Raw genomic sequence first — 20,285 nt, forward strand, 5'->3', positions numbered from 1 at the left:
AGCCGGGACGGGGGCCGGTTCCAAGATTTCCGATGTCAAAGAATCCGGGTTGCAGTTCTCGTGGTATATGGTATGCCAGCCACAAGACTGAGGTGGGCCCCTAGGGGTCTCCGCCCGCGGGTTCAGGGAGCGATCATATGAATATCCATGAATATCAGGCCAAAGCGCTGCTGAGCGAGTTCGGCGTAGCGATCTCGAAGGGCGTTCCGGTCCTGAAGGCCGCTGACGCCGAAGCTGCCGCCAAGGCGCTGCCGGGTCCGGTCTATGTGGTGAAGAGCCAGATCCACGCCGGCGGCCGCGGCAAGGGCAAGTTCAAGGAAGCCTCGGCCGGCGACAAGGGCGGCGTTCGCATCGCCAAGTCGGCCGCGGAGGTCTCTGAGTTCGCCAAGCAGATGCTCGGCGCCACCCTCGTGACGATCCAGACCGGCCCCGCCGGCAAGCAGGTCAACCGCCTCTACATCGAGGACGGCTCCGACATCGACAAGGAGTTCTACCTCTCGATCCTGGTCGACCGCGAGACTTCGCGCGTCTCCTTCGTCGTCTCGACCGAAGGCGGCGTCAACATCGAGGACGTCGCGCACAACAACCCGGAAAAGATCGTCACCTTCTCGGTCGATCCCGCGACCGGCATCATGGGCCATCACGGCCGCACCGTCGCCAACGCGCTGAAGCTCTCTGGTGATCTCGCCAAGCAGGCCGAGAAGCTCACCGCGCAGCTCTACGCGGCCTTCGTCGCCAAGGACATGGCCATGCTGGAGATCAACCCGCTGGTCGTGACCAAGCAGGGCCAGCTCCGCGTGCTCGACGCCAAGGTGTCGTTCGACGACAACTCCCTGTTCCGTCACCCCGACGTGCTCGCGCTGCGCGACGAGACCGAGGAAGACGCCAAGGAAATCGAGGCGTCCAAGTACGACCTCAACTACGTCACCCTCGACGGCAATATCGGCTGCATGGTCAACGGCGCCGGTCTCGCCATGGCGACGATGGACATCATCAAGCTCTACGGCATGGCGCCGGCGAACTTCCTCGACGTCGGCGGCAGCGCCAGCAAGGAGAAGGTCGCGGCCGCGTTCAAGATCATCACCGCGGATCCCAACGTGAAGGGCATCCTGGTCAACATCTTCGGTGGTATCATGAAGTGCGACGTGATCGCCGAGGGCGTCACCGCCGCCGTGCGCGAGGTCGGCCTCAGCGTTCCGCTGGTGGTTCGCCTCGAAGGCACCAACGTCGAGCTCGGAAAGAAGATCATCCGTGAATCGGGCCTGAACGTGGTGCCGGCCGACAATCTCGACGACGCCGCGCAGAAGATCGTGAAGGCCGTCAAGGGAGGCTAAGGCCATGACCCAGGACCATCTCGCCGCATCATCCCCCCTCACCGAGCACATGCGCCTGTCGGCGTTCGCCGGCGAATGGAATGGTGAAGAGGTGGTCTTTCCGTCGCGCTGGACGGAGGGTGGCTCCGCCACCTCTCATGTCGTGGCGCGCATGGACCTCAACGGCTTCTACCTGATCCAGGACGCGGTGCAGATGCGTGACGGCAAGCGGAGCTTCGCCACCCACGGCATCTTCACCTGGGACCGCGACGACCGGACCTACAAATTGTTCTGGTACGATTCACTCGGCTACACGCCGCCCGCGCCCGCCTCCGGCGGGTGGGTCGGCAAGACCCTGACGCTGGTGCGCGGCTCGCTCCGCGGCAATGCGCGCCACGTCTACGAGATCATCGACGACAATTCCTACTCGTTGAAGATCCAGTTCTCGCCGGACGCGGAAGGCTGGGCTGACGTGCTCACTGGCGTCTACCGCCGCATCCACTGACCTCTCACTCGTTAGTTTCGCGAAAGCAGACCTCATGTCCATCCTGATCGACAAGAACACCAAGGTCATCTGCCAGGGCTTCACCGGCAAGAACGGCACCTTCCACTCCGAAGCCGCGATTGCCTACGGCACCAAGATGGTCGGCGGCACCTCGCCGGGCAAAGGCGGCTCGACCCATCTGAACCTGCCGGTGTTCGACACCGTGCGCGAGGCGCGTGAGAAGACCGGCGCGGATGCATCGGTGATCTACGTGCCGCCGCCGGGTGCGGCCGACGCGATCTGCGAAGCCATCGACGCCGAGATCCCGCTGATCGTCTGCATCACCGAAGGCATTCCGGTGATCGACATGGTGCGCGTGAAGCGCTCGCTGGCCGGCTCCAAGTCGCGTCTGATCGGGCCGAACTGCCCGGGCGTCATGACCGCCGGCGAGTGCAAGATCGGCATCATGCCGGCCAACATCTTCAAGACCGGCTCCGTCGGCATCGTCTCCCGTTCGGGCACGCTGACCTATGAAGCCGTGTTCCAGACCTCCCAGGAAGGCCTCGGCCAGACCACTGCGGTCGGCATCGGCGGCGACCCGGTCAAGGGCACCGAGTTCATCGACGTCCTCGAAATGCTCCTGGCCGACCCCAAGACCGAGTCGATCATCATGATCGGCGAGATCGGCGGCTCCGCCGAGGAAGACGCCGCCCAGTTCCTGAAGGACGAGGCCAAGCGTGGCCGCAAGAAGCCGATGGTCGGTTTCATCGCCGGTGTCACCGCCCCTCCCGGCCGCCGCATGGGCCATGCCGGTGCGATCATCTCGGGCGGCAAGGGCGACGCCGGTTCCAAGACCGACGCGATGAAATCCGCAGGGATTACAGTGTCGCCGTCTCCCGCCCGCCTTGGCCACACGCTTGCCGAAAAATTGAAGGGCTAATTCACTCCTTCGTGCTTTTCCGGGCGAAGTTTCGCAGCAAATAGGGTAAATGGTGCCAGTCGCGTCGGGCCTCTGCCGGGGAGCCCGACGCCAGCGCCGTTTGTTATGCGCGAACCGAAATCGCCAGGAACTCAAGTATGTCTCGCCAGGACGCGAACGCAGCCTTTGCCCTCTCATCCTTTTTGCAGGGCACCAACGCCACCTACATCGACGAAATCTACGCCCGCTACGAGAAGGACCCGTCCTCGGTCGACGCCGAGTGGCAGGAGTTCTTCAAGAGCCTCAACGACCAGCCGGCCGACGTCCGCAAGAACGCCGAAGGCCCGTCCTGGGAGCGCGCCAACTGGCCGCAGACGCCCAAGGACGACCTGACCTCCGCGCTGGACGGCAACTGGGCCGAGGTCGAGAAGGCGGTCGGCAGCAAGATCGCCGCCAAGGCACAGGCCAAGGGCGCCGACATCTCCTCCGCCGACCTGCTCCAGGCCACGCGCGACTCTGTGCGTGCGTTGATGCTGATCCGCTCCTACCGCATGCGTGGCCACTTCCACGCCAAGCTCGATCCGCTCGGAATCGAAGCCCCGCGCAACCGCGAAGAGCTCGACCCGCGCACCTACGGCTTCAGCGAAGCCGATTTCGACCGCAAGATCTTCCTTGATCACGTGCTCGGTCTCGAATACGCCAATCTGCGCGAAATCACCGCGATCTGCGAGCGCACCTACTGCCAGACGCTCGGCGTCGAGTTCATGCACATCAGCAACGCTGCGCAGAAGGCCTGGATCCAGGAGCGCATCGAAGGCCCGGATAAGGAAATCTCCTTCACCCGCGAAGGTCGCCGCGCCATCCTGATGAAGCTCGTCGAAGCCGAAGGCTTCGAAAAGTTCTGCGACACCAAGTTCACCGGCACCAAGCGCTTCGGCCTCGACGGCGGCGAATCCCTGATCCCCGCGCTCGAGCAGATCATCAAGCGCGGCGGCAATCTCGGCGTGAAGGAAGTCGTGCTCGGCATGCCGCATCGCGGCCGCCTCAACGTGCTGACCCAGGTGATGGGCAAGGCCCATCGCGCGCTGTTCCACGAGTTCAAGGGCGGCTCGGCCAACCCCGACGCGGTCGAAGGCTCAGGCGACGTGAAGTACCACCTCGGCGCGTCCTCAGACCGCGAGTTCGACGGCAACCGCATCCATCTGTCGCTGACCGCCAACCCCTCGCATCTCGAGATCGTCGATCCCGTCGTGCTCGGCAAGGTCCGCGCCAAGCAGGACCAGCACGGCGATCCGCCGGATCAGCGCATCTCGGTGATGCCGCTCCTGATGCATGGCGACGCGGCGTTCGCGGGCCAGGGCGTGGTCGCGGAATGCTTCGGCCTGTCGGATCTGAAGGGCTACCGCACCGGCGGCTCCGTGCACTTCATCGTCAACAACCAGATCGGCTTCACCACCTATCCGCGTTACTCGCGCTCCTCGCCGTATCCGTCGGACGTGGCGAAGATGATCGACGCGCCGATCTTCCACGTGAACGGCGACGATCCGGAAGCCGTGGTGTTCGCGGCAAAGGTCGCGACCGAGTTCCGGCAGAAATTCCACAAGCCCGTCGTCATCGACATGTTCTGCTACCGCAGGCATGGCCACAACGAAGGCGACGAGCCGGCGTTCACCCAGCCGGTGATGTACAAGAAGATCGCGGCGCACCCCTCGACGCTGGAGCTGTACGCCCGCCGTCTGGTCAGCGAAGGCGTGATGACCGAGGGCGAGGTCGACAAGGCCAAGGCCGACTGGCGCGCGCGGCTCGATGCCGAGTTCGAAGCCGGCACCTCCTACAAGCCGAACAAGGCCGACTGGCTCGACGGCAAGTGGGCGGGCTTCAAGATCGCCGACCAGGAAGAGGACGCGCGTCGTGGCGTCACCGGCGTCGACATCACCGCGCTGAAGGACATCGGCCGCAAGATCACCAAGGTGCCGGACGGTTTCCGCGTCCATCGCACCATCCAGCGCTTCCTCGAGAATCGCTCGAAGGCGATCGACACCGGTGCCGGCATCGACTGGGCGACCGGTGAGGCGCTGGCGTTCTGCACGCTGCTCAACGAGAACCACCACGTGCGCCTGTCGGGCCAGGATTCGGAGCGCGGCACGTTCTCGCAGCGCCACTCGGTCCTGATCGACCAGGAGGACGAGAGCCGCTACACGCCGTTCAACCATCTCGGCCACGAGCAGGGCCACTACGAGGTCATCAACTCGCTGCTGTCGGAAGAAGCCGTGCTCGGCTTCGAATACGGCTACTCGCTCGCCGAGCCGAACACGCTGACGCTGTGGGAAGCCCAGTTCGGCGACTTCGCCAACGGCGCGCAGGTCGTGTTCGACCAGTTCATCTCCTCGGGCGAACGCAAATGGCTGCGCATGTCCGGTCTCGTCTGCCTGTTGCCGCACGGCTATGAGGGCCAGGGACCGGAGCACTCTTCGGCGCGTCTGGAGCGTTACCTGCAGATGTGCGCGGAAGACAACATGCAGGTGGTCTACCCGACCACGCCGGCGAACTACTTCCATGTGCTGCGCCGTCAGCTTCATCGCGAGATCCGCAAGCCGCTGATCCTGATGACGCCGAAGTCGCTGCTGCGTCACAAGCGGGCGGTCTCGCGTCTCGAGGAGCTCGCGAAGGGAACGACCTTCCACCGCATCCTGTATGATGACGCCCAGATGCTGCCGAACGAGGCGATCAAGCTCGTTCCGGACGACAAGATCCGCCGCATCGTGCTGTGCTCGGGCAAGGTCTATTACGACCTCTACGAGGAGCGCGAGAAGCGCGGCATCGACGACATCTATCTGATGCGCGTCGAGCAGCTCTATCCGGTGCCGCTGAAGGCGCTGGTGGCCGAGCTGTCCCGCTTCAAGAAGGCGGAAGTGATCTGGTGCCAGGAAGAGCCGCGCAACATGGGTGCCTGGCACTTCATCGAGCCCTATCTGGAATGGGTGCTGAACCAGGTGAACGGTGTGAGCCGGCGTCCGCGTTATGTCGGCCGCGCCGCTTCCGCCGCGACCGCCACTGGTCTGATGTCCAAGCATCAGGCGCAGCTGAAGGCGTTCCTGGACGAAGCATTGAGCTGATCTTTTCGAACTGCGTCATGCCCCGCCCACAAGGCGGAGCATCCGGTAAGTCGTGACGACCTCGTGAATGCGATGCGTCCCGGCTTGCTGGATGGCTTGCTTTTCGCCGGCCGATGACACCCCCCGAATTCACGACCGCATTGGCGATCCCTTAAGGAAAAGACCATGACTGAAATTCGTGTGCCGACGCTCGGCGAATCCGTCACCGAGGCCACCATCGGCCGCTGGTTCAAGAAGGCCGGCGACGCCGTCGCCGTCGACGAGCCCTTGGTGGAGCTCGAGACCGACAAGGTCACCATCGAAGTCCCGGCGCCGTCCGCGGGCACGCTGAGCGAGATCATCGCTGCTGACGGTACGACTGTTGCAGTCGGCGCGCTGCTCGGACAGATCACCGAAGGTGCCGCCGGCGCAAAGCCCGCCGCCGCGCCCGCCAAGCCCGCTGCTGCTCCGGCTCCCGCTGCTGCTGCCCCCGCGCCGGCTCCGGCCGCGAAGGCCCCGCCGGCCGATGCGCCGCTCGCCCCGTCGGTGCGCAAGCTTTCAGCCGAGACCGGCGTCGATGCCTCGACCGTTCCGGGCTCCGGCAAGGACGGCCGCGTCACCAAGGGCGACATGCTCGCCGCGATCGAGCGTGCGGCGTCTGCACCGACCCCGGTCAACCAGCCCGCCGCCGCCGTGCAGGTGCGCAGCGCTTCGCCGGCCGATGACGCCGCCCGCGAAGAGCGCGTCAAGATGACCCGCCTGCGCCAGACCATCGCGCGCCGCCTCAAGGACGTGCAGAACACCGCGGCCATGCTGACGACCTTCAACGAGGTCGACATGACCAACGTGATGGCGCTGCGTGCTCACTACAAGGATGCGTTCGAGAAGAAGCACGGCTCGAAGCTCGGCTTCATGGGCTTCTTCACCAAGGCCGTCGTGCAGGCGCTGAAGGACATCCCGGCGGTCAACGCCGAGATCGACGGCACCGACCTGATCTACAAGAACTACTACCACATCGGCGTCGCCGTCGGCACCGACAAGGGTCTCGTCGTTCCCGTGGTGCGCGATTGCGACAACAAGTCGATCGCCGACATCGAGAAGGGCATCGCCGATTTCGGTCGCCGCGCCCGTGACGGCCAGCTCAAGATCGACGAGATGCAGGGTGGCACCTTCACCATCACCAATGGCGGCATCTACGGCTCGCTGATGTCGACCCCGATCCTGAACGCGCCGCAGTCCGGCATCCTCGGCATGCACAAGATCCAGGATCGTCCGATGGTGGTCGGCGGCAAGATCGAGGTTCGCCCGATGATGTATCTGGCGCTGTCCTACGATCACCGCGTGATCGACGGCAAGGAAGCCGTCACCTTCCTGGTTCGCGTCAAGGAGAGCCTGGAAGATCCGGCGCGTCTGGTGCTGGACCTCTGATCGCTGATGCTCTGCGAGCGCCGTCGCTGTTTCGGGTGACGGCGCCTGTCGAACCATGGAGGCGCGCGTGACGGATAAGGTCGTTGTCATCACCGGCGGCAGCCGCGGCATTGGTCGCGCGACCGCGCTTGCGGCGGCCGCGCGCGGCTACCGCGTCGTGGTCGGCTATGCCAGCAACCAGGCGGCCGCAGACGAGGTGGTCGCGCAGATCGAAGCCGGTAACGGCAAGGCGATCGCTGTGAAATGCGACGTCGCCGAAGAAGGCGACATCATCGATCTGTTCAAGCAGGCCGACAAATTCGGCACGTTGGCCGCGCTCGTCAACAATGGCGGCATTGTCGGCAAGAGCGGGGTGCGCGTCGACGAGATGTCGGCCGAGCGCATCCAGCGCGTGCTGGCGGTCAACGTCACCGGCTCGATCCTCTGCGCACGCGAAGCCGTGAAGCGGATGTCGACCAAGCACGGCGGCAAGGGCGGCGTCATCGTCAATCTGTCATCGGTTGCTGCCAAGCTCGGCGCGCCGAATACCTATGTCGACTACGCGGCGTCCAAGGGCGCGATCGATTCCTTCACCATCGGCCTCGGTTACGAGGTCGCGGCCGAAGGCATTCGCGTCGCGGGCATTCGCCCCGGCCTGATCGACACCGACATCCACGCCTCCGGCGGCGAGCCCGACCGGCACCACCGCCTGGCCCATATGGTGCCGATGAAGCGCGTCGGCACCGCGGAGGAAATCGCCAATGCCATCGTCTGGCTGATGTCGGACGAGGCCTCTTACGTCACCTCGGCCATTCTCGATGTGTCCGGCGGTCGCTGACGCGCCGGCGGACGCTGACACATCCTCACAACGTTAAACTCACGGGACTTTCTCTCATGGCTACCTACGATCTCGTCGTCATCGGCACTGGACCTGGCGGTTACGTCTGCGCGGTGCGCGCAAGCCAGCTCGGCATGAAGGTCGCAGTGGTCGAAAAGAACGCCACGCTCGGCGGCACCTGCCTCAATGTCGGCTGCATGCCGTCGAAGGCGCTGCTGCATGCCTCCGAGATGTTCGAGGAAGCGGGGCATTCCTTCGCCAAGATGGGCGTCAGCGTCTCCGCGCCGAAGCTCGATCTGCCGACGATGATGAACTTCAAGCAGCAGGGCATCGACGGCAACGTCAAGGGCGTCGAGTTCCTGATGAAGAAGAACAAGGTCGACGTGCTCAAGGGCACCGGCAAGATCCTGGGCACCGGCAAGGTCGAAGTCTCCGCCGACGGCAAGTCGCAGGTGATCGAGACCAAGAACATCGTCATCGCCACCGGCTCCGACATCGCGCGCCTCAAGGGCATCGAGATCGACGAGAAGCGCATCGTGTCGTCGACCGGCGCGCTGGCGCTGGACAAGGTCCCCGGCAAGCTTCTCATCGTCGGCGCCGGCGTGATCGGCCTCGAGCTCGGCTCGGTGTGGAAGCGGCTCGGCGCCGAAGTCGTCGTGGTCGAATTCCTCGACCGCATCCTGCCCGGCATGGACGGCGAAATTGCAAAACAATTCCAGCGCATCCTCGAGAAGCAGGGCTTTGCGTTCAAGCTCGGCGCCAAGGTCACCGCGGTCGACACCTCGGGCAAGACGCTCAAGGCGACGATCGAGCCCGCCGCCGGCGGTGCCGCCGAGACGCTGGAGGCCGACGTCGTGCTCGTCTGCATCGGCCGTGTGCCGTACACGGATGGCCTCGGCCTGAAGGAAGCCGGCGTCGCGCTCGATCCCCGCGGCCGCGTCCAGATCGATCCGCACTTCGCCACCAGCCTGAAGGGCGTCTACGCCATCGGTGACGTCGTCGCCGGCCCGATGCTCGCGCACAAGGCCGAGGATGAAGGCGTGGCCGTTGCGGAGATCATCGCAGGCCAGGCCGGCCACGTGAACTACGACGTTATCCCAGGCGTCGTGTATACCACTCCGGAAGTGTCCTCCGTCGGCAAGACCGAGGACGAGCTGAAGCAGGCGGGCATCGCCTATACCGTCGGGAAGTTTCCCTTTACCGCCAACGGCCGCTCCAAGGTCAACCAGACCACCGACGGCTTTGTGAAGATTCTCGCAGATGCGAAGACCGATCGCGTGCTCGGCGTGCACATCATCGGCATCGAGGCCGGCGAAATGATCCATGAGGCCTGCGTTCTCATGGAGTTTGGTGGCAGTGCGGAAGATCTCGCCCGCACCTGCCACGCGCATCCGACCCGCTCGGAGGCCGTCAAGGAAGCCGCGCTTGCAGTCGGCAAGCGGGCCATCCATATGTAGGTCCGCGCCCAGGGCTAAATCGGGCGGGAAACACATGCTGCGCCGCCTTCTTCAACCGGTCTGGGTCCTGCTGGCGATCATCTTCCTGATCGAAGCCTGGCTGTGGGACCACCTCGAACCGATCGTCGCGCGGGTTGTCGCACTGATCCCGCTCGCCCGGTTCAAGGCCTGGCTGTCGGAGCGCGTCGACGCACTGTCGCCGGCGATGACGTTGATCGTCTTCGCCGTCCCGATCATCCCGCTGTTTCCGCTCAAGCTGGTCGGCCTTTGGCTGCTCACGCATGAATACTGGACCAGCGCGGTCTTCACGATCCTGTTCGCCAAGATGCTCGGCGTCGGCGTCACCGCCTTCGTGTTCGACGTCACGCGCGACAAGCTTCTGGAGATGCACTGGTTCGAGCGGCTCTACGAGCTGGTGCTGAAAGTGCGCGCCAAGGCGACCGAGCTGGTCGAGCCGATCAAGCGGCGCATCCGCGAGCTGATCAAGGGCAACGGCGAAGGCTGGTCCTCGCGCACGCTCCGTCTGATCCAGCGCTTCCGCAAGAGCGTGCACGAGGCGCGCTAGCTCTCCTGTGTCGTCCCGGCGAAAGCCGGGACCCATAACCACAGGGAAGAATTTGGCGAAGACTCGTCGTTCGGTACCTCTACCGTCTGCAATCGATAGATCGCGCGGTATGGGTCCCGGCTTTCGCCGGGACGACGGCGGAGTGTAGCCGCCTCCTCACCCGTGCAGATGCAACAGATGCGGCGCCCATGCGCCGAGCACGGTCATGCCAAGGCCAGCGAGCGTCAGCAGGCCGGCGATCCAGGCGAGCGGCAGCATGCCGGTGATGATGGTGGCCGATGCCAGCACGATGCCGATCTGGAAGGCGGCCGACGCCAGCTCGAAGTGATGATATTTCGCGGTCGCCTCGTCGCGCTGATGCTCGGCTTCCTTGGCCTTCTCGGCGAGCTGTTCGGTGCCTTCGCCGGTCTCGGGCTCGGAACGGTAGCGCGCCGCGGTCTTCTGCCAGTCGTCGATCTGCTTCTGCACCGCGGCCTTCATGGCGTCGTCGGTGGCGGCGCCCAGCGTCAGCTTGCCCTGGTCGGCGGCGGTCTGGACCACGGTGCGGCGGATGCTCTTGGCCTGGAAGAAGGCCCAGAGATTGGAGGCCTCGACATTCTTGCTGATGGACTCGGTTTGCGCGCCCTTGCCGAGTGTTTCCGAGATTGCCAGGAACAGCGCCAGCACCGCGATCAGCAGGGCGATCTTCTTGTTCTCGCCGGATGCGTGCTCGGCATGCTCGGCATGCTCCATGCTTTCGTGTGCGCTCATGAGTCCCCTCCTGTGTCGGTCCGGTAACGATTGACCGAACCGCGCGGCCTGCGCAAGAGGCATGGCGGCGATGACAGCTTGATGTCAGGGTTCAGCGTCTTGGATGCGCGCTCGCATAGACTTCCAGCAATCGTTCAGAATCGATGCCGGTATAGATCTGCGTGGTCGAGAGCGAGGAATGGCCGAGCAATTCCTGGATCGCGCGCAAGTCGCCGCCGCGCGAGAGCAGGTGCGTGGCGAAGGAGTGCCGGAGCGCATGCGGCGTGGCGCTGTCGGGTAGCCCGAGCGCGCCGCGCAGCCGCTCCATCGCGAGCTGGATGATGCGCGGGCTCAGCGGACCGCCGCGCGCGCCGACGAAGATCGGCCCGTCCTGCGGCAGCGTATGCGGGCACATCGCGACATATTCCTGCACCAGCGCCAGCACGTTCTGCAGCACCGGCACCATGCGCGTCTTGTTGCCCTTGCCGGTGACGACGAGCACGTCGCCTTCGCCCGGCTTCGGCACCTCGCGGCGCTTCAGGCCGAGCGCTTCGGAGATGCGCAGGCCCGATCCATAGAGCAGCGCCATCACCGCGGCGTCGCGCACCAGAATCCAGGTCTCGCGATCCTCGCCGGCGCGCTCGTCGGCGTCGGCCAGGCGTTTGGCCGATGCCATCGGCAGCGGCTTCGGCAGAGTTTTTGCGACCTTCGGCGCGCGGATGGCGGAGAGCGCGCCGACCTTGCCCTTGCCCTCGCGTTCGAGGAAGCGGCCGAAGGAACGCAGGCCCGCGAGCGCGCGCATCAGTGAACGGCCGGCAATATCGTCGGCACGACGCATCGCCATGAAGGCACGGACGTCGGTCGCTTCCAGCGACGAAAACCGTTCCAGCGTCACGCGCTCGCCCCAATGGCTGCACAGGAAATCCAGGCACTGCCGCAAGTCGCGGCCATAGGCCTCCAGCGTCTTCGGCGACAGCCGCCGCTCGGCGCCGAGATGCGCCAGCCAGCGCGTCATCTCCTGCGCGATCGAGGGATCGGCGCTGGCGAGCTCGATAAGGGGGGCGGCTGCTTTGCTCATGCGCTCTGGACGGAATGATTCCGCACAGTATATCGCATCACACCAGTTTACTGTTCGCTAAGGCGGCTCCACGGCGCTAGCCTCACTGCCCCCGGGTTCCGATTCTCCCTCCATGGATCATTCGTCGCGCAGCCAAACCGCCCCCGCCAACGCGACCCGTATGGTCGACGTGCTGGTGCCGGTCGCGCTCGACCAGACCTATTCCTACAAGGTGCCGCGCGGCATGGAGCTGAAGGCCGGCGATCTCGTCGGCGTGCCGCTGGGCGCCCGCGAGGTGCTCGCCGTGGTCTGGGCGGAAAACGCCAATCCCGATCCGCGCCTGCACAACCGCCTCAAGGAGGTCAACGAGAAGCTCGATCTTCCGCCGCTGAAACCCGAGCTGCGCGCGGTCGTCGACTGGGTCGCCAATTACACGCTGAGCCCGCGCGGCATGGTGCTACGCATGTGCCTTCGGATGGGCGAGAATCTCGGCCCCGAGCGCGTGCGCGCCGGCGTGCGCCTGGTTGGCGATCTCCCGCGGCGGCTGACGCCGGCGCGCCAGCGCGTGCTCGAGGTGCTGTCGGACCGGCTGCTGCACGGCAAATCCGAGGCCGCCAGGGAAGCCGGCGTATCGGCCGGCGTGATCGACGGCTTGGTCGACGAAGGCACGCTCACGGTCGAGGCGATGCCGCCGCCGCCTCCGCCGCCGGCGCCCGATCCGGAGTTCGGCCGGCCGGATTTTTCGCCGCTGCAGCGTGCCGGCGTCGATGCGATGCGCGCGCTCGCGGCCAACGGCACCTTTCACGTTGCGCTGCTCGACGGCGTCACCGGCTCGGGCAAGACCGAGGTCTATTTCGAGGCGATCGCGGAATCGATCCGTCGCGGCAAGCAGACGCTGATCCTGATGCCGGAGATCGCGCTCACCGGCCAGTTCCTCGACCGTTTCGCGCAACGCTTCGGCGTGCGGCCGATCGAGTGGCACTCCGAGCTGACGCCGCGCACCCGCGCCCGCAATTGGGCGGCGATCTCGGAAGGCACCGCCCCTGTCGTGGTCGGCGCCCGCTCGGCGCTGTTTCTGCCTTACGCCAATCTCGGCCTGATCGTGGTCGATGAAGAGCATGACCAGGCCTACAAGCAGGATGAGGGCGTGCATTACCACGCCCGCGACATGGCGGTGGTGCGCGCGCATATCGCAAAGATCCCGATCGTGCTGGCCTCCGCCACGCCGTCGGTCGAATCCGAGGTGAACGCGCGCAAGAATCGCTATCAGCGCGTCGCGCTGCCGTCGCGCTTCGGCGGCCAGCACATGCCGCATATCGAGGCGATCGACATGCGTCGCGAGCCGCCGGCGCGCGGCCGCTTCATCTCGCCGCGGCTGGCGTCCGAGATCAAAAAAGCGGTCGAGAAGCGTGAGCAGGCGCTGCTGTTCCTCAATCGCCGCGGCTACGCGCCGCTGACGCTCTGCCGCGGTTGCGGCCATCGCTTCGCCTGCACCATCTGCGATGCCTGGCTGGTCGATCACCGTTTTCGCCAGCGCCTCGTCTGTCACCATTGCGGCTTCTCGATGCCGCGTCCGCACGCCTGCCCGCATTGCGCGGCGGAGGAATCGCTGGTCGCGGTCGGCCCCGGCGTCGAGCGCCTGCAGGAGGAGGCGGCCGCGCTGTTTCCGGATGCGCGCACCATGGTGCTGTCGAGCGATCTCATCACCTCGATCGAGACGATGCGCAGCGAGCTTGCCGAGATCGCGGAGGGCCGCGTCGACATCATCATCGGCACGCAGCTCGTCGCCAAGGGCCACAATTTTCCGCGGCTCAATCTGGTCGGCGTGGTCGATGCGGATCTCGGTCTGTCCAACGGCGATCCGCGTGCGGCGGAACGCACCTGGCAGCTGCTGAACCAGGTGATCGGGCGTGCGGGGCGCGAGCAGGGCCGCGGCGTCGGCTATCTCCAGACCCATCAGCCCGATCATCCCGTGATGAAGGCGCTGATCGCCTGCGACCGCGAGGCCTTCTACGACAGCGAGATCGATCTGCGCGAGCGCACGCTCTATCCGCCGTTCGGCAGGCTCGCGAGCCTGATCATCTCGGCGGGCGATCGTCCGAGCGCGGAAGGCCTGGGCCGCCGCCTCGTTGCGCTCGCGCCGCGCGACGAGCGCGTGGTGGTGCTCGGCCCCGCCGAAGCCCCGCTCGCCGTGATCAAAGGCCGCTATCGCTTCCGCATCCTGGTGAAGGCGGCGCGGGGCTTCGATCTGTCGGATTATTTGCGGAACTGGCTCGCGGTATGTCCGAAGCCGAAGGGCAATCAGAAGCTCGAGGTGGACGTCGATCCACAGAGCTTTTTGTAAGGGCCCCACCGCTCTCTCCCCGTCATTGCGAGCGAAGCGAAGCAATCCAGAATTCCTCCACAGAGGCAGTCTGGATTGCTTCGTCGCAAGGGCTTCTCGCAATGATGGGGAGAGAGCGTCCGTAGCCCGGATGGAGCGCAGCGTAATCCGGGACAGGTTGACCCGCGCGCGAAGACCCGGATTTCGCTTCGCTCCATCCGGGCTACGACCAGACAACAAAAAGCCCGCCGTCCCCCAAGACGGCGGGCTTATTTCACGCAGCTAAACTGCGCCTTACGAGATCACTTCCGCGGTGACGCGGCCGACGCCGGCGCCGGTGAGGCCGATCGCGCGGGCAGCGCCCGTGGAGAGGTCGAGCACGCGGCCGCGCACGAACGGGCCACGGTCATTGATGGTGACGATGACGCTCGAGCCGCCATGGGTGACGCGCAGCTTGGTGCCGAACGGCAGCGAACGGTGCGCCGCGGTCATGGCGTTCTGGTTGAAGCGCGCGCCCGACGCCGTGCGGCTGCCGGACTCGTTGCCGTAATAGGAGGCCATGCCCGAGAAGCTGCGGCCCGTGCCCGACGTCGGCGTCATCGACGCATTGGCGTTGCGCCAATCGGAGGTCGCGTTGGAATCGTTCTCGGCGTGGTGGCGGTGATGATGCGCAGAATAGCGGTGGTGATGCCGGGATTTGGCGGAAGCTTCGGTTGCGGTTCCCCCCACGAGGAGAGTCGCGGCGACGAAAGCGATCGCCGTACGCGGCCGGGTCAAAGACAGCATTTATTGGTCCCTACGCTAGTATTGCCACATGTGTGGCTAATGGAGCCCCCATCAGTTTGTGAGCGGTTTGGCGTTTCGATTCTCAATGAGGCGTGAATTGGGCAGTAAACCCGTTCGGTGCCACGCTGAAATATCTTGTGATCTGAATCGATATTCAGCCGAAGTTCCGTAATCTTTCACTTTAATGATTTGTTAACTAGTCGATTACTCGCGAATACTGTAAAACGAAGTTGTTATGCTTTGCGTTTAGAATTAGGTAAGTATTCCGAGGTCGAGGCCGGTGCGGCTTCGGTCACGCCTCAGCGATCCGTGTTCATGGCCGCTATGCGCTGGAGGCAGGAACCAACGGGCCGGTTGCCGACGTAACGGTCGTGGCAATTCCGTGGCATGGCAGGTTCAGGGCAGCTTCATCGCAGCCAGCAATGGATGATCGCAGCGTGCGACGAACTGGCGAGAAACACCCAAGCCTTTAGGTTGCCGTCATGTTGCACGTGCGCGCCTGCTATGTTAGCAAAGCCGCGATTTTAACGGACCCGGCACGTCCTGTGTCGGCCGAGAATCAAAGTCCCGCTTGAATTCCAAGGGCTTGGATCGCTAGGCGCCGCGTTGTGGCGACGGTTTTTCCCTTGCGAATTTGACAGCTAAAAGAGCGCGTCTGTGGCTGCAGAAGATACGTCCGTTTCAGGTGTGTCCGGCCGTTATGCAACGGCCTTGTTTGAACTGGCCCGCGACCAGAAGGTGGTCGACGAGGTCAAAGCCGATCTCGACAAGTTCGAGGGTCTGCTGAACGAAAGCGCTGATCTCAAGCGCCTCGTCCGCAGTCCGGTTTTCGCGGCTGACGCCCAGTCCAAGGCCCTCTCGGCCGTCCTGGACAAGGCCGGCATTGCCGGCATCTCCGCCAATTTCCTGAAAGTGCTGACCGCCAACCGCCGCCTGTTCGCGGTGGCTGACGTCATCCGCGCCTACCGCGCCCTCGTCGCCAAGTTCAAGGGCGAGGCGACCGCGGACGTCACGGTCGCGGAAGCGCTTTCGGACAAGAATCTCGACGCCCTCAAGGTTGCCCTGAAGTCGGTGACCGGCAAGGACGTCGCGCTCAACGTGAAGATCGATCCCTCGATCATCGGTGGCCTCGTCGTGAAGCTTGGCAGCCGCATGATCGATAGTTCGCTTCGCACCAAACTCAATTCGATCAAGCACGCGATGAAAGAGGCAGGCTGATGGACATCCGCGCCGCGGAAATTTCCGCGATCCTCAAGGACCAGATCAAGAATTTCGGCCAGGAAGCTGAAGTCTCCGAAGTCGGACAGGTGCTGTCCGTCGGCGACGGCATCGCCCGCGTCTATGGTCTGGACAACGTCCAGGCCGGTGAAATGGTCGAGTTCGAGAACGGCACCCGCGGCATGGCGCTGAACCTCGAAACCGACAACGTCGGTGTCGTTATTTTCGGTGCCGACCGCGAGATCAAGGAAGGCCAGACCGTCAAGCGCACCCGCGCCATCGTGGACGCGCCGGTCGGCAAGGGCCTGCTCGGCCGCGTTGTCGACGGTCTCGGCAACCCGATCGACGGCAAGGGCCCGATCCAGGCCGACAAGCGTATGCGCGTCGACGTCAAGGCGCCCGGCATCATTCCGCGCAAGTCGGTGAACGAGCCGATGGCGACCGGCCTCAAGGCGATCGACGCCCTGATCCCGATCGGCCGCGGCCAGCGCGAGCTGATCATCGGCGACCGTCAGACCGGCAAGACCGCGATCGCGCTCGACACCATCCTGAACCAGAAGCCGCTCAACGCGCAGCCCGACGAGAACATCAAGCTGTACTGCGTCTACGTCGCAGTCGGTCAGAAGCGTTCGACGGTTGCCCAGTTCGTGAAGGTGCTGGAAGAGCAGGGCGCGCTCGAATACTCGATCGTCGTCGCCGCCACCGCGTCGGATCCGGCGCCGATGCAGTACATCGCGCCGTTCACCGGCTGCACCATGGGCGAGTACTTCCGCGACAACGGCATGCACGCCGTCATCATCTATGACGATCTGTCCAAGCAGGCCGTCGCCTATCGCCAGATGTCGCTGCTGCTGCGCCGCCCGCCGGGCCGCGAAGCTTATCCCGGCGACGTGTTCTATCTGCACTCCCGCCTGCTCGAGCGCGCGGCGAAGCTGAACAAGGACCAGGGCTCGGGCTCGCTGACGGCGCTGCCGGTCATCGAAACCCAGGCCAACGACGTGTCGGCCTACATTCCGACCAACGTCATCTCGATCACCGACGGCCAGATCTTCCTGGAAACCGACCTCTTCTTCCAGGGCATCCGTCCCGCGGTGAACGTCGGTCTGTCGGTGTCGCGCGTCGGTTCGTCGGCGCAGACCAAGGCCACCAAGAAGGTCGCCGGCAAGATCAAGGGCGAGCTCGCGCAGTACCGCGAAATGGCGGCGTTCGCGCAGTTCGGTTCCGACCTCGACGCCTCGACCCAGCGCCTGCTGAACCGCGGTTCGCGCCTCACCGAGCTCCTGAAGCAGCCGCAGTTCTCGCCGCTGAAGATGGAAGAACAGGTCTGCGTGATCTGGGCCGGCACCAACGGCTATCTCGATCCGCTTCCGGTCAACAAGGTCCGCGCGTTCGAGGACGGTCTGCTCTCGCTGCTGCGCGGCAAGAACACCGACATCCTCAATTCGATCCGCGACAGCCGCGACCTCTCTGACGACGTGGCTGCCAAGCTGAAGTCGGTGGTCGAAGGCTTCGCCAAGAGCTTCGCTTAAGCAGAGCCTCATGGCCGGATCTTCCGGCCATGATCGCTTCGCGAGAGGCAAAACAATATCAAGCGTGCCCGGCGCCCGGCCGGGCATTGCGATAGGGACAGGCTAGCGGTCCGACGCATCAGTCGAACCGCCGGGGTGAACGAAGAATGGCGTCACTTAAAGACATGCGCGTGCGCATCGCCTCCACCAAGGCGACGCAAAAGATCACCAAGGCCATGCAGATGGTCGCGGCCTCGAAGCTGCGCCGTGCGCAGACCGCCGCGGAAGCTGCACGTCCCTATGCCGACAAGATGAGCGCGGTGATCTCCAACATCGCGAGCGCGGCCGCGGGTTCGCCCGGCGCGCCGACGCTGCTGGCCGGCACCGGCCGCGACCAGGTTCACCTGCTGCTGGTCTGCACCGGTGAGCGTGGCCTGTCCGGCGCTTTCAACTCGTCGATCGTGCGTCTCGCCCGCGAGCGCGCGCTGGCCCTGATGAACCAGGGCAAGGAAGTGAAGTTCTTCTGCGTCGGCCGCAAGGGTTACGAGCAGCTTCGCCGCCAGTTCGACAAGCAGATCGTCGAGCATCTCGATTTGCGCAGCGTGCGCCAGATCGGCTTCGTCAACGCCGAGGACATCGCCAAGAAGATCCTGGCGCGTTTCGACAACGGCGAGTTCGACGTCTGCACGCTGTTCTACTCGCGCTTCCGCTCGGTGATCGCGCAGATCCCGACCGCCCAGCAGATCATCCCGCTGGTCGTCGAGGAGGGCGGTGCCGCCAACACGACGTCTTACGAATACGAGCCGGAAGAGGACGAGATTCTCACCCGTCTTCTGCCGCGCAACCTCGCGGTCCAGATCTTCCGCGCGCTGCTCGAGAACAACGCCTCGTTCTACGGCGCTCAGATGAGCGCGATGGACAACGCGACGCGCAACGCCGGCGAAATGATCCGCAAGCAGACGCTGGTCTACAACCGCACGCGTCAGGCGCAGATCACCAAGGAACTGATCGAAATCATCTCGGGCGCCGAAGCCGTCTAGCGAAGACGCATCGGTACCCGTCAAACTCAACATCCCGGTCAACCAGCCGACCGTGGTCTACAAATTCGGATCGAAGGAGACATTCAATGGCAGCCCAGCTCGGTCGCGTCACCCAGGTCATCGGCGCCGTCGTCGACGTGCAGTTCGAAGGCCACCTGCCGGCCATTCTCAACGCGCTCGAGACCAAGAACGGCGGCAACCGCCTGGTGCTCGAAGTTGCCCAGCATCTCGGTGAGTCGACCGTCCGCACCATTTCGATGGACACCACCGAAGGTCTGGTCCGCGGCCAGGAAGTGACCGACACCGGTTCGCCGATCCGCGTTCCCGTCGGTGAAGGCACGCTCGGCCGCATCATCAACGTCATCGGCGAGCCGATCGACGAAGCCGGTCCGGTCAAGTCGGAAGGCCTGCGCGCGATCCACCAGGAAGCGCCGACCTACACCGACCAGTCGACTGAGGCTGAAATTCTCGTCACCGGCATCAAGGTCGTCGATCTTCTTGCTCCGTATGCGAAGGGTGGCAAGATCGGCCTGTTCGGCGGCGCCGGCGTCGGCAAGACCGTGCTGATTCAGGAGCTGATCAACAACGTCGCGAAGGCGCACGGCGGTTACTCCGTGTTCGCCGGCGTCGGTGAGCGTACCCGCGAGGGCAACGACCTCTATCACGAGTTCATCGAGTCCAAGGTCAACGCCGATCCGCACAATCCGGATCCGAGCGTGAAGTCGAAGTGCGCGCTGGTGTTCGGCCAGATGAACGAGCCCCCGGGCGCCCGCGCCCGCGTCGCGCTCACCGGTCTGACCATCGCGGAAGACTTCCGCGACAAGGGCCAGGACGTGCTGTTCTTCGTCGACAACATCTTCCGCTTCACCCAGGCCGGCTCGGAAGTGTCGGCGCTGCTCGGTCGTATTCCTTCGGCCGTGGGTTATCAGCCGACGCTCGCCACCGACATGGGCGCGCTGCAGGAGCGCATCACCACCACGCAGAAGGGCTCGATCACCTCGGTGCAGGCCATCTACGTCCCGGCCGACGACTTGACCGACCCGGCGCCCGCGACCTCGTTCGCGCACTTGGACGCGACCACCACGCTGTCGCGCTCGATCGCTGAAAAGGGCATCTATCCGGCGGTGGACCCGCTCGACTCGACCTCGCGCATGCTCTCCCCGCTGGTCGTCGGCGAGGAGCACTACGCGGTCGCCCGTCAGGTCCAGCAGGTGCTGCAGCGCTACAAGGCGCTCCAGGACATCATCGCCATTCTCGGCATGGACGAGCTTTCGGAAGAGGACAAGCTGACCGTGGCCCGCGCCCGCAAGGTCGAGCGCTTCATGTCGCAGCCGTTCCACGTCGCCGAAATCTTCACGGGTTCGCCGGGCAAGTTCGTCGACCTCGCCGACACCATCAAGGGCTTCAAGGGCCTGGTGGAAGGCAAGTACGACCACCTGCCGGAAGCTGCCTTCTACATGGTCGGCACCATCGAAGAGGCGGTCGAGAAGGGCAAGAAGCTGGCGGCGGAAGCCGCCTAAGCCGGCGAAGTGCGAATAGGGAGCGG

Annotated in this window: 16 protein-coding genes; 13 read left to right on the plus strand and 3 right to left on the minus strand. The window is 64.7% G+C overall.

Annotated features, from left to right (window positions below):
- Positions 1 to 137: 137 nt before the first annotated feature.
- From sucC to NLM31_RS02060, 8 genes are all read left to right on the plus strand, one after another.
- Complete coding sequence (sucC, locus tag NLM31_RS02025; protein WP_254127660.1) at positions 138 to 1,334, plus strand: ADP-forming succinate--CoA ligase subunit beta; 1,197 nt, start codon at positions 138 to 140, stop codon at positions 1,332 to 1,334.
- Between the two features lie 4 nt (positions 1,335 to 1,338).
- Positions 1,339 to 1,818 (plus strand): DUF1579 family protein, encoded by a 480-nt coding sequence (locus tag NLM31_RS02030; protein WP_254191313.1) that lies wholly within the window; start codon positions 1,339 to 1,341, stop codon positions 1,816 to 1,818.
- A 34-nt stretch (positions 1,819 to 1,852) separates the two neighbouring features.
- Complete coding sequence (gene sucD, locus NLM31_RS02035) at positions 1,853 to 2,737, plus strand: succinate--CoA ligase subunit alpha (protein WP_008145220.1); 885 nt, start codon at positions 1,853 to 1,855, stop codon at positions 2,735 to 2,737.
- A 137-nt stretch (positions 2,738 to 2,874) separates the two neighbouring features.
- Positions 2,875 to 5,832 (plus strand): 2-oxoglutarate dehydrogenase E1 component, encoded by a 2,958-nt coding sequence (locus tag NLM31_RS02040; RefSeq protein WP_254127662.1) that lies wholly within the window; start codon positions 2,875 to 2,877, stop codon positions 5,830 to 5,832.
- Between the two features lie 165 nt (positions 5,833 to 5,997).
- Entirely contained in the window at positions 5,998 to 7,239 is a 1,242-nt protein-coding gene (gene odhB, locus NLM31_RS02045; RefSeq protein ID WP_254127663.1) for a 2-oxoglutarate dehydrogenase complex dihydrolipoyllysine-residue succinyltransferase, read from the plus strand.
- A 55-nt stretch (positions 7,240 to 7,294) separates the two neighbouring features.
- Complete coding sequence (locus tag NLM31_RS02050) at positions 7,295 to 8,056, plus strand: SDR family oxidoreductase (RefSeq protein WP_254191314.1); 762 nt, start codon at positions 7,295 to 7,297, stop codon at positions 8,054 to 8,056.
- A gap of 56 nt (positions 8,057 to 8,112) precedes the next feature.
- Positions 8,113 to 9,513 carry a dihydrolipoyl dehydrogenase gene (gene lpdA / locus NLM31_RS02055; protein WP_254127665.1) on the plus strand — a complete coding sequence of 467 codons (1,401 nt, stop codon included), beginning with the start codon at positions 8,113 to 8,115 and terminating at the stop codon, positions 9,511 to 9,513.
- 34 nt (positions 9,514 to 9,547) lie between these two features.
- Entirely contained in the window at positions 9,548 to 10,078 is a 531-nt protein-coding gene (locus NLM31_RS02060; RefSeq protein WP_254127666.1) for a hypothetical protein, read from the plus strand.
- Positions 10,079 to 10,234: 156 nt separating this feature from the next.
- Here the strand turns inward: NLM31_RS02060 and NLM31_RS02065 are convergent, their stop codons facing one another.
- Positions 10,235 to 10,828, minus strand: a complete 594-nt coding sequence (locus tag NLM31_RS02065) for a DUF4337 domain-containing protein (protein WP_254127667.1) — start codon at positions 10,826 to 10,828, stop codon at positions 10,235 to 10,237.
- 91 nt (positions 10,829 to 10,919) lie between these two features.
- On the minus strand, positions 10,920 to 11,885 hold the full coding sequence (locus NLM31_RS02070; RefSeq protein WP_254191315.1) for a tyrosine recombinase XerC: 966 nt from the start codon (positions 11,883 to 11,885) through the stop codon (positions 10,920 to 10,922).
- A 112-nt stretch (positions 11,886 to 11,997) separates the two neighbouring features.
- Between NLM31_RS02070 and NLM31_RS02075 the strand changes: the two genes are divergently transcribed.
- Positions 11,998 to 14,208: a primosomal protein N' gene (locus tag NLM31_RS02075; RefSeq protein WP_254191316.1), complete on the plus strand. Its 2,211-nt coding sequence runs from the start codon at positions 11,998 to 12,000 to the stop codon at positions 14,206 to 14,208.
- Positions 14,209 to 14,481: 273 nt separating this feature from the next.
- Here the strand turns inward: NLM31_RS02075 and NLM31_RS02080 are convergent, their stop codons facing one another.
- On the minus strand, positions 14,482 to 14,973 hold the full coding sequence (locus tag NLM31_RS02080; RefSeq protein WP_254127670.1) for a septal ring lytic transglycosylase RlpA family protein: 492 nt from the start codon (positions 14,971 to 14,973) through the stop codon (positions 14,482 to 14,484).
- Positions 14,974 to 15,630: 657 nt separating this feature from the next.
- Between NLM31_RS02080 and NLM31_RS02085 the strand changes: the two genes are divergently transcribed.
- From NLM31_RS02085 to atpD, 4 genes are all read left to right on the plus strand, one after another.
- On the plus strand, positions 15,631 to 16,191 hold the full coding sequence (locus NLM31_RS02085; protein ID WP_254127671.1) for a F0F1 ATP synthase subunit delta: 561 nt from the start codon (positions 15,631 to 15,633) through the stop codon (positions 16,189 to 16,191).
- A complete protein-coding gene (atpA, locus tag NLM31_RS02090; protein WP_254127672.1) occupies positions 16,191 to 17,720 on the plus strand; it encodes a F0F1 ATP synthase subunit alpha in 1,530 nt (509 codons plus the stop codon). The genes NLM31_RS02085 and atpA overlap by 1 nt, the downstream gene beginning before the upstream one ends.
- Before the next feature lie 146 nt (positions 17,721 to 17,866).
- Positions 17,867 to 18,739, plus strand: coding sequence for a F0F1 ATP synthase subunit gamma (locus NLM31_RS02095; RefSeq protein WP_254191317.1), 873 nt, complete (start codon positions 17,867 to 17,869; stop codon positions 18,737 to 18,739).
- Between the two features lie 86 nt (positions 18,740 to 18,825).
- On the plus strand, positions 18,826 to 20,259 hold the full coding sequence (gene atpD / locus NLM31_RS02100; RefSeq protein ID WP_254191318.1) for a F0F1 ATP synthase subunit beta: 1,434 nt from the start codon (positions 18,826 to 18,828) through the stop codon (positions 20,257 to 20,259).
- Positions 20,260 to 20,285 lie beyond the last annotated feature (26 nt).

Origin of the sequence: Bradyrhizobium sp. CCGUVB4N (assembly GCF_024199945.1) — a bacterium.
Classification (GTDB): domain Bacteria; phylum Pseudomonadota; class Alphaproteobacteria; order Rhizobiales; family Xanthobacteraceae; genus Bradyrhizobium.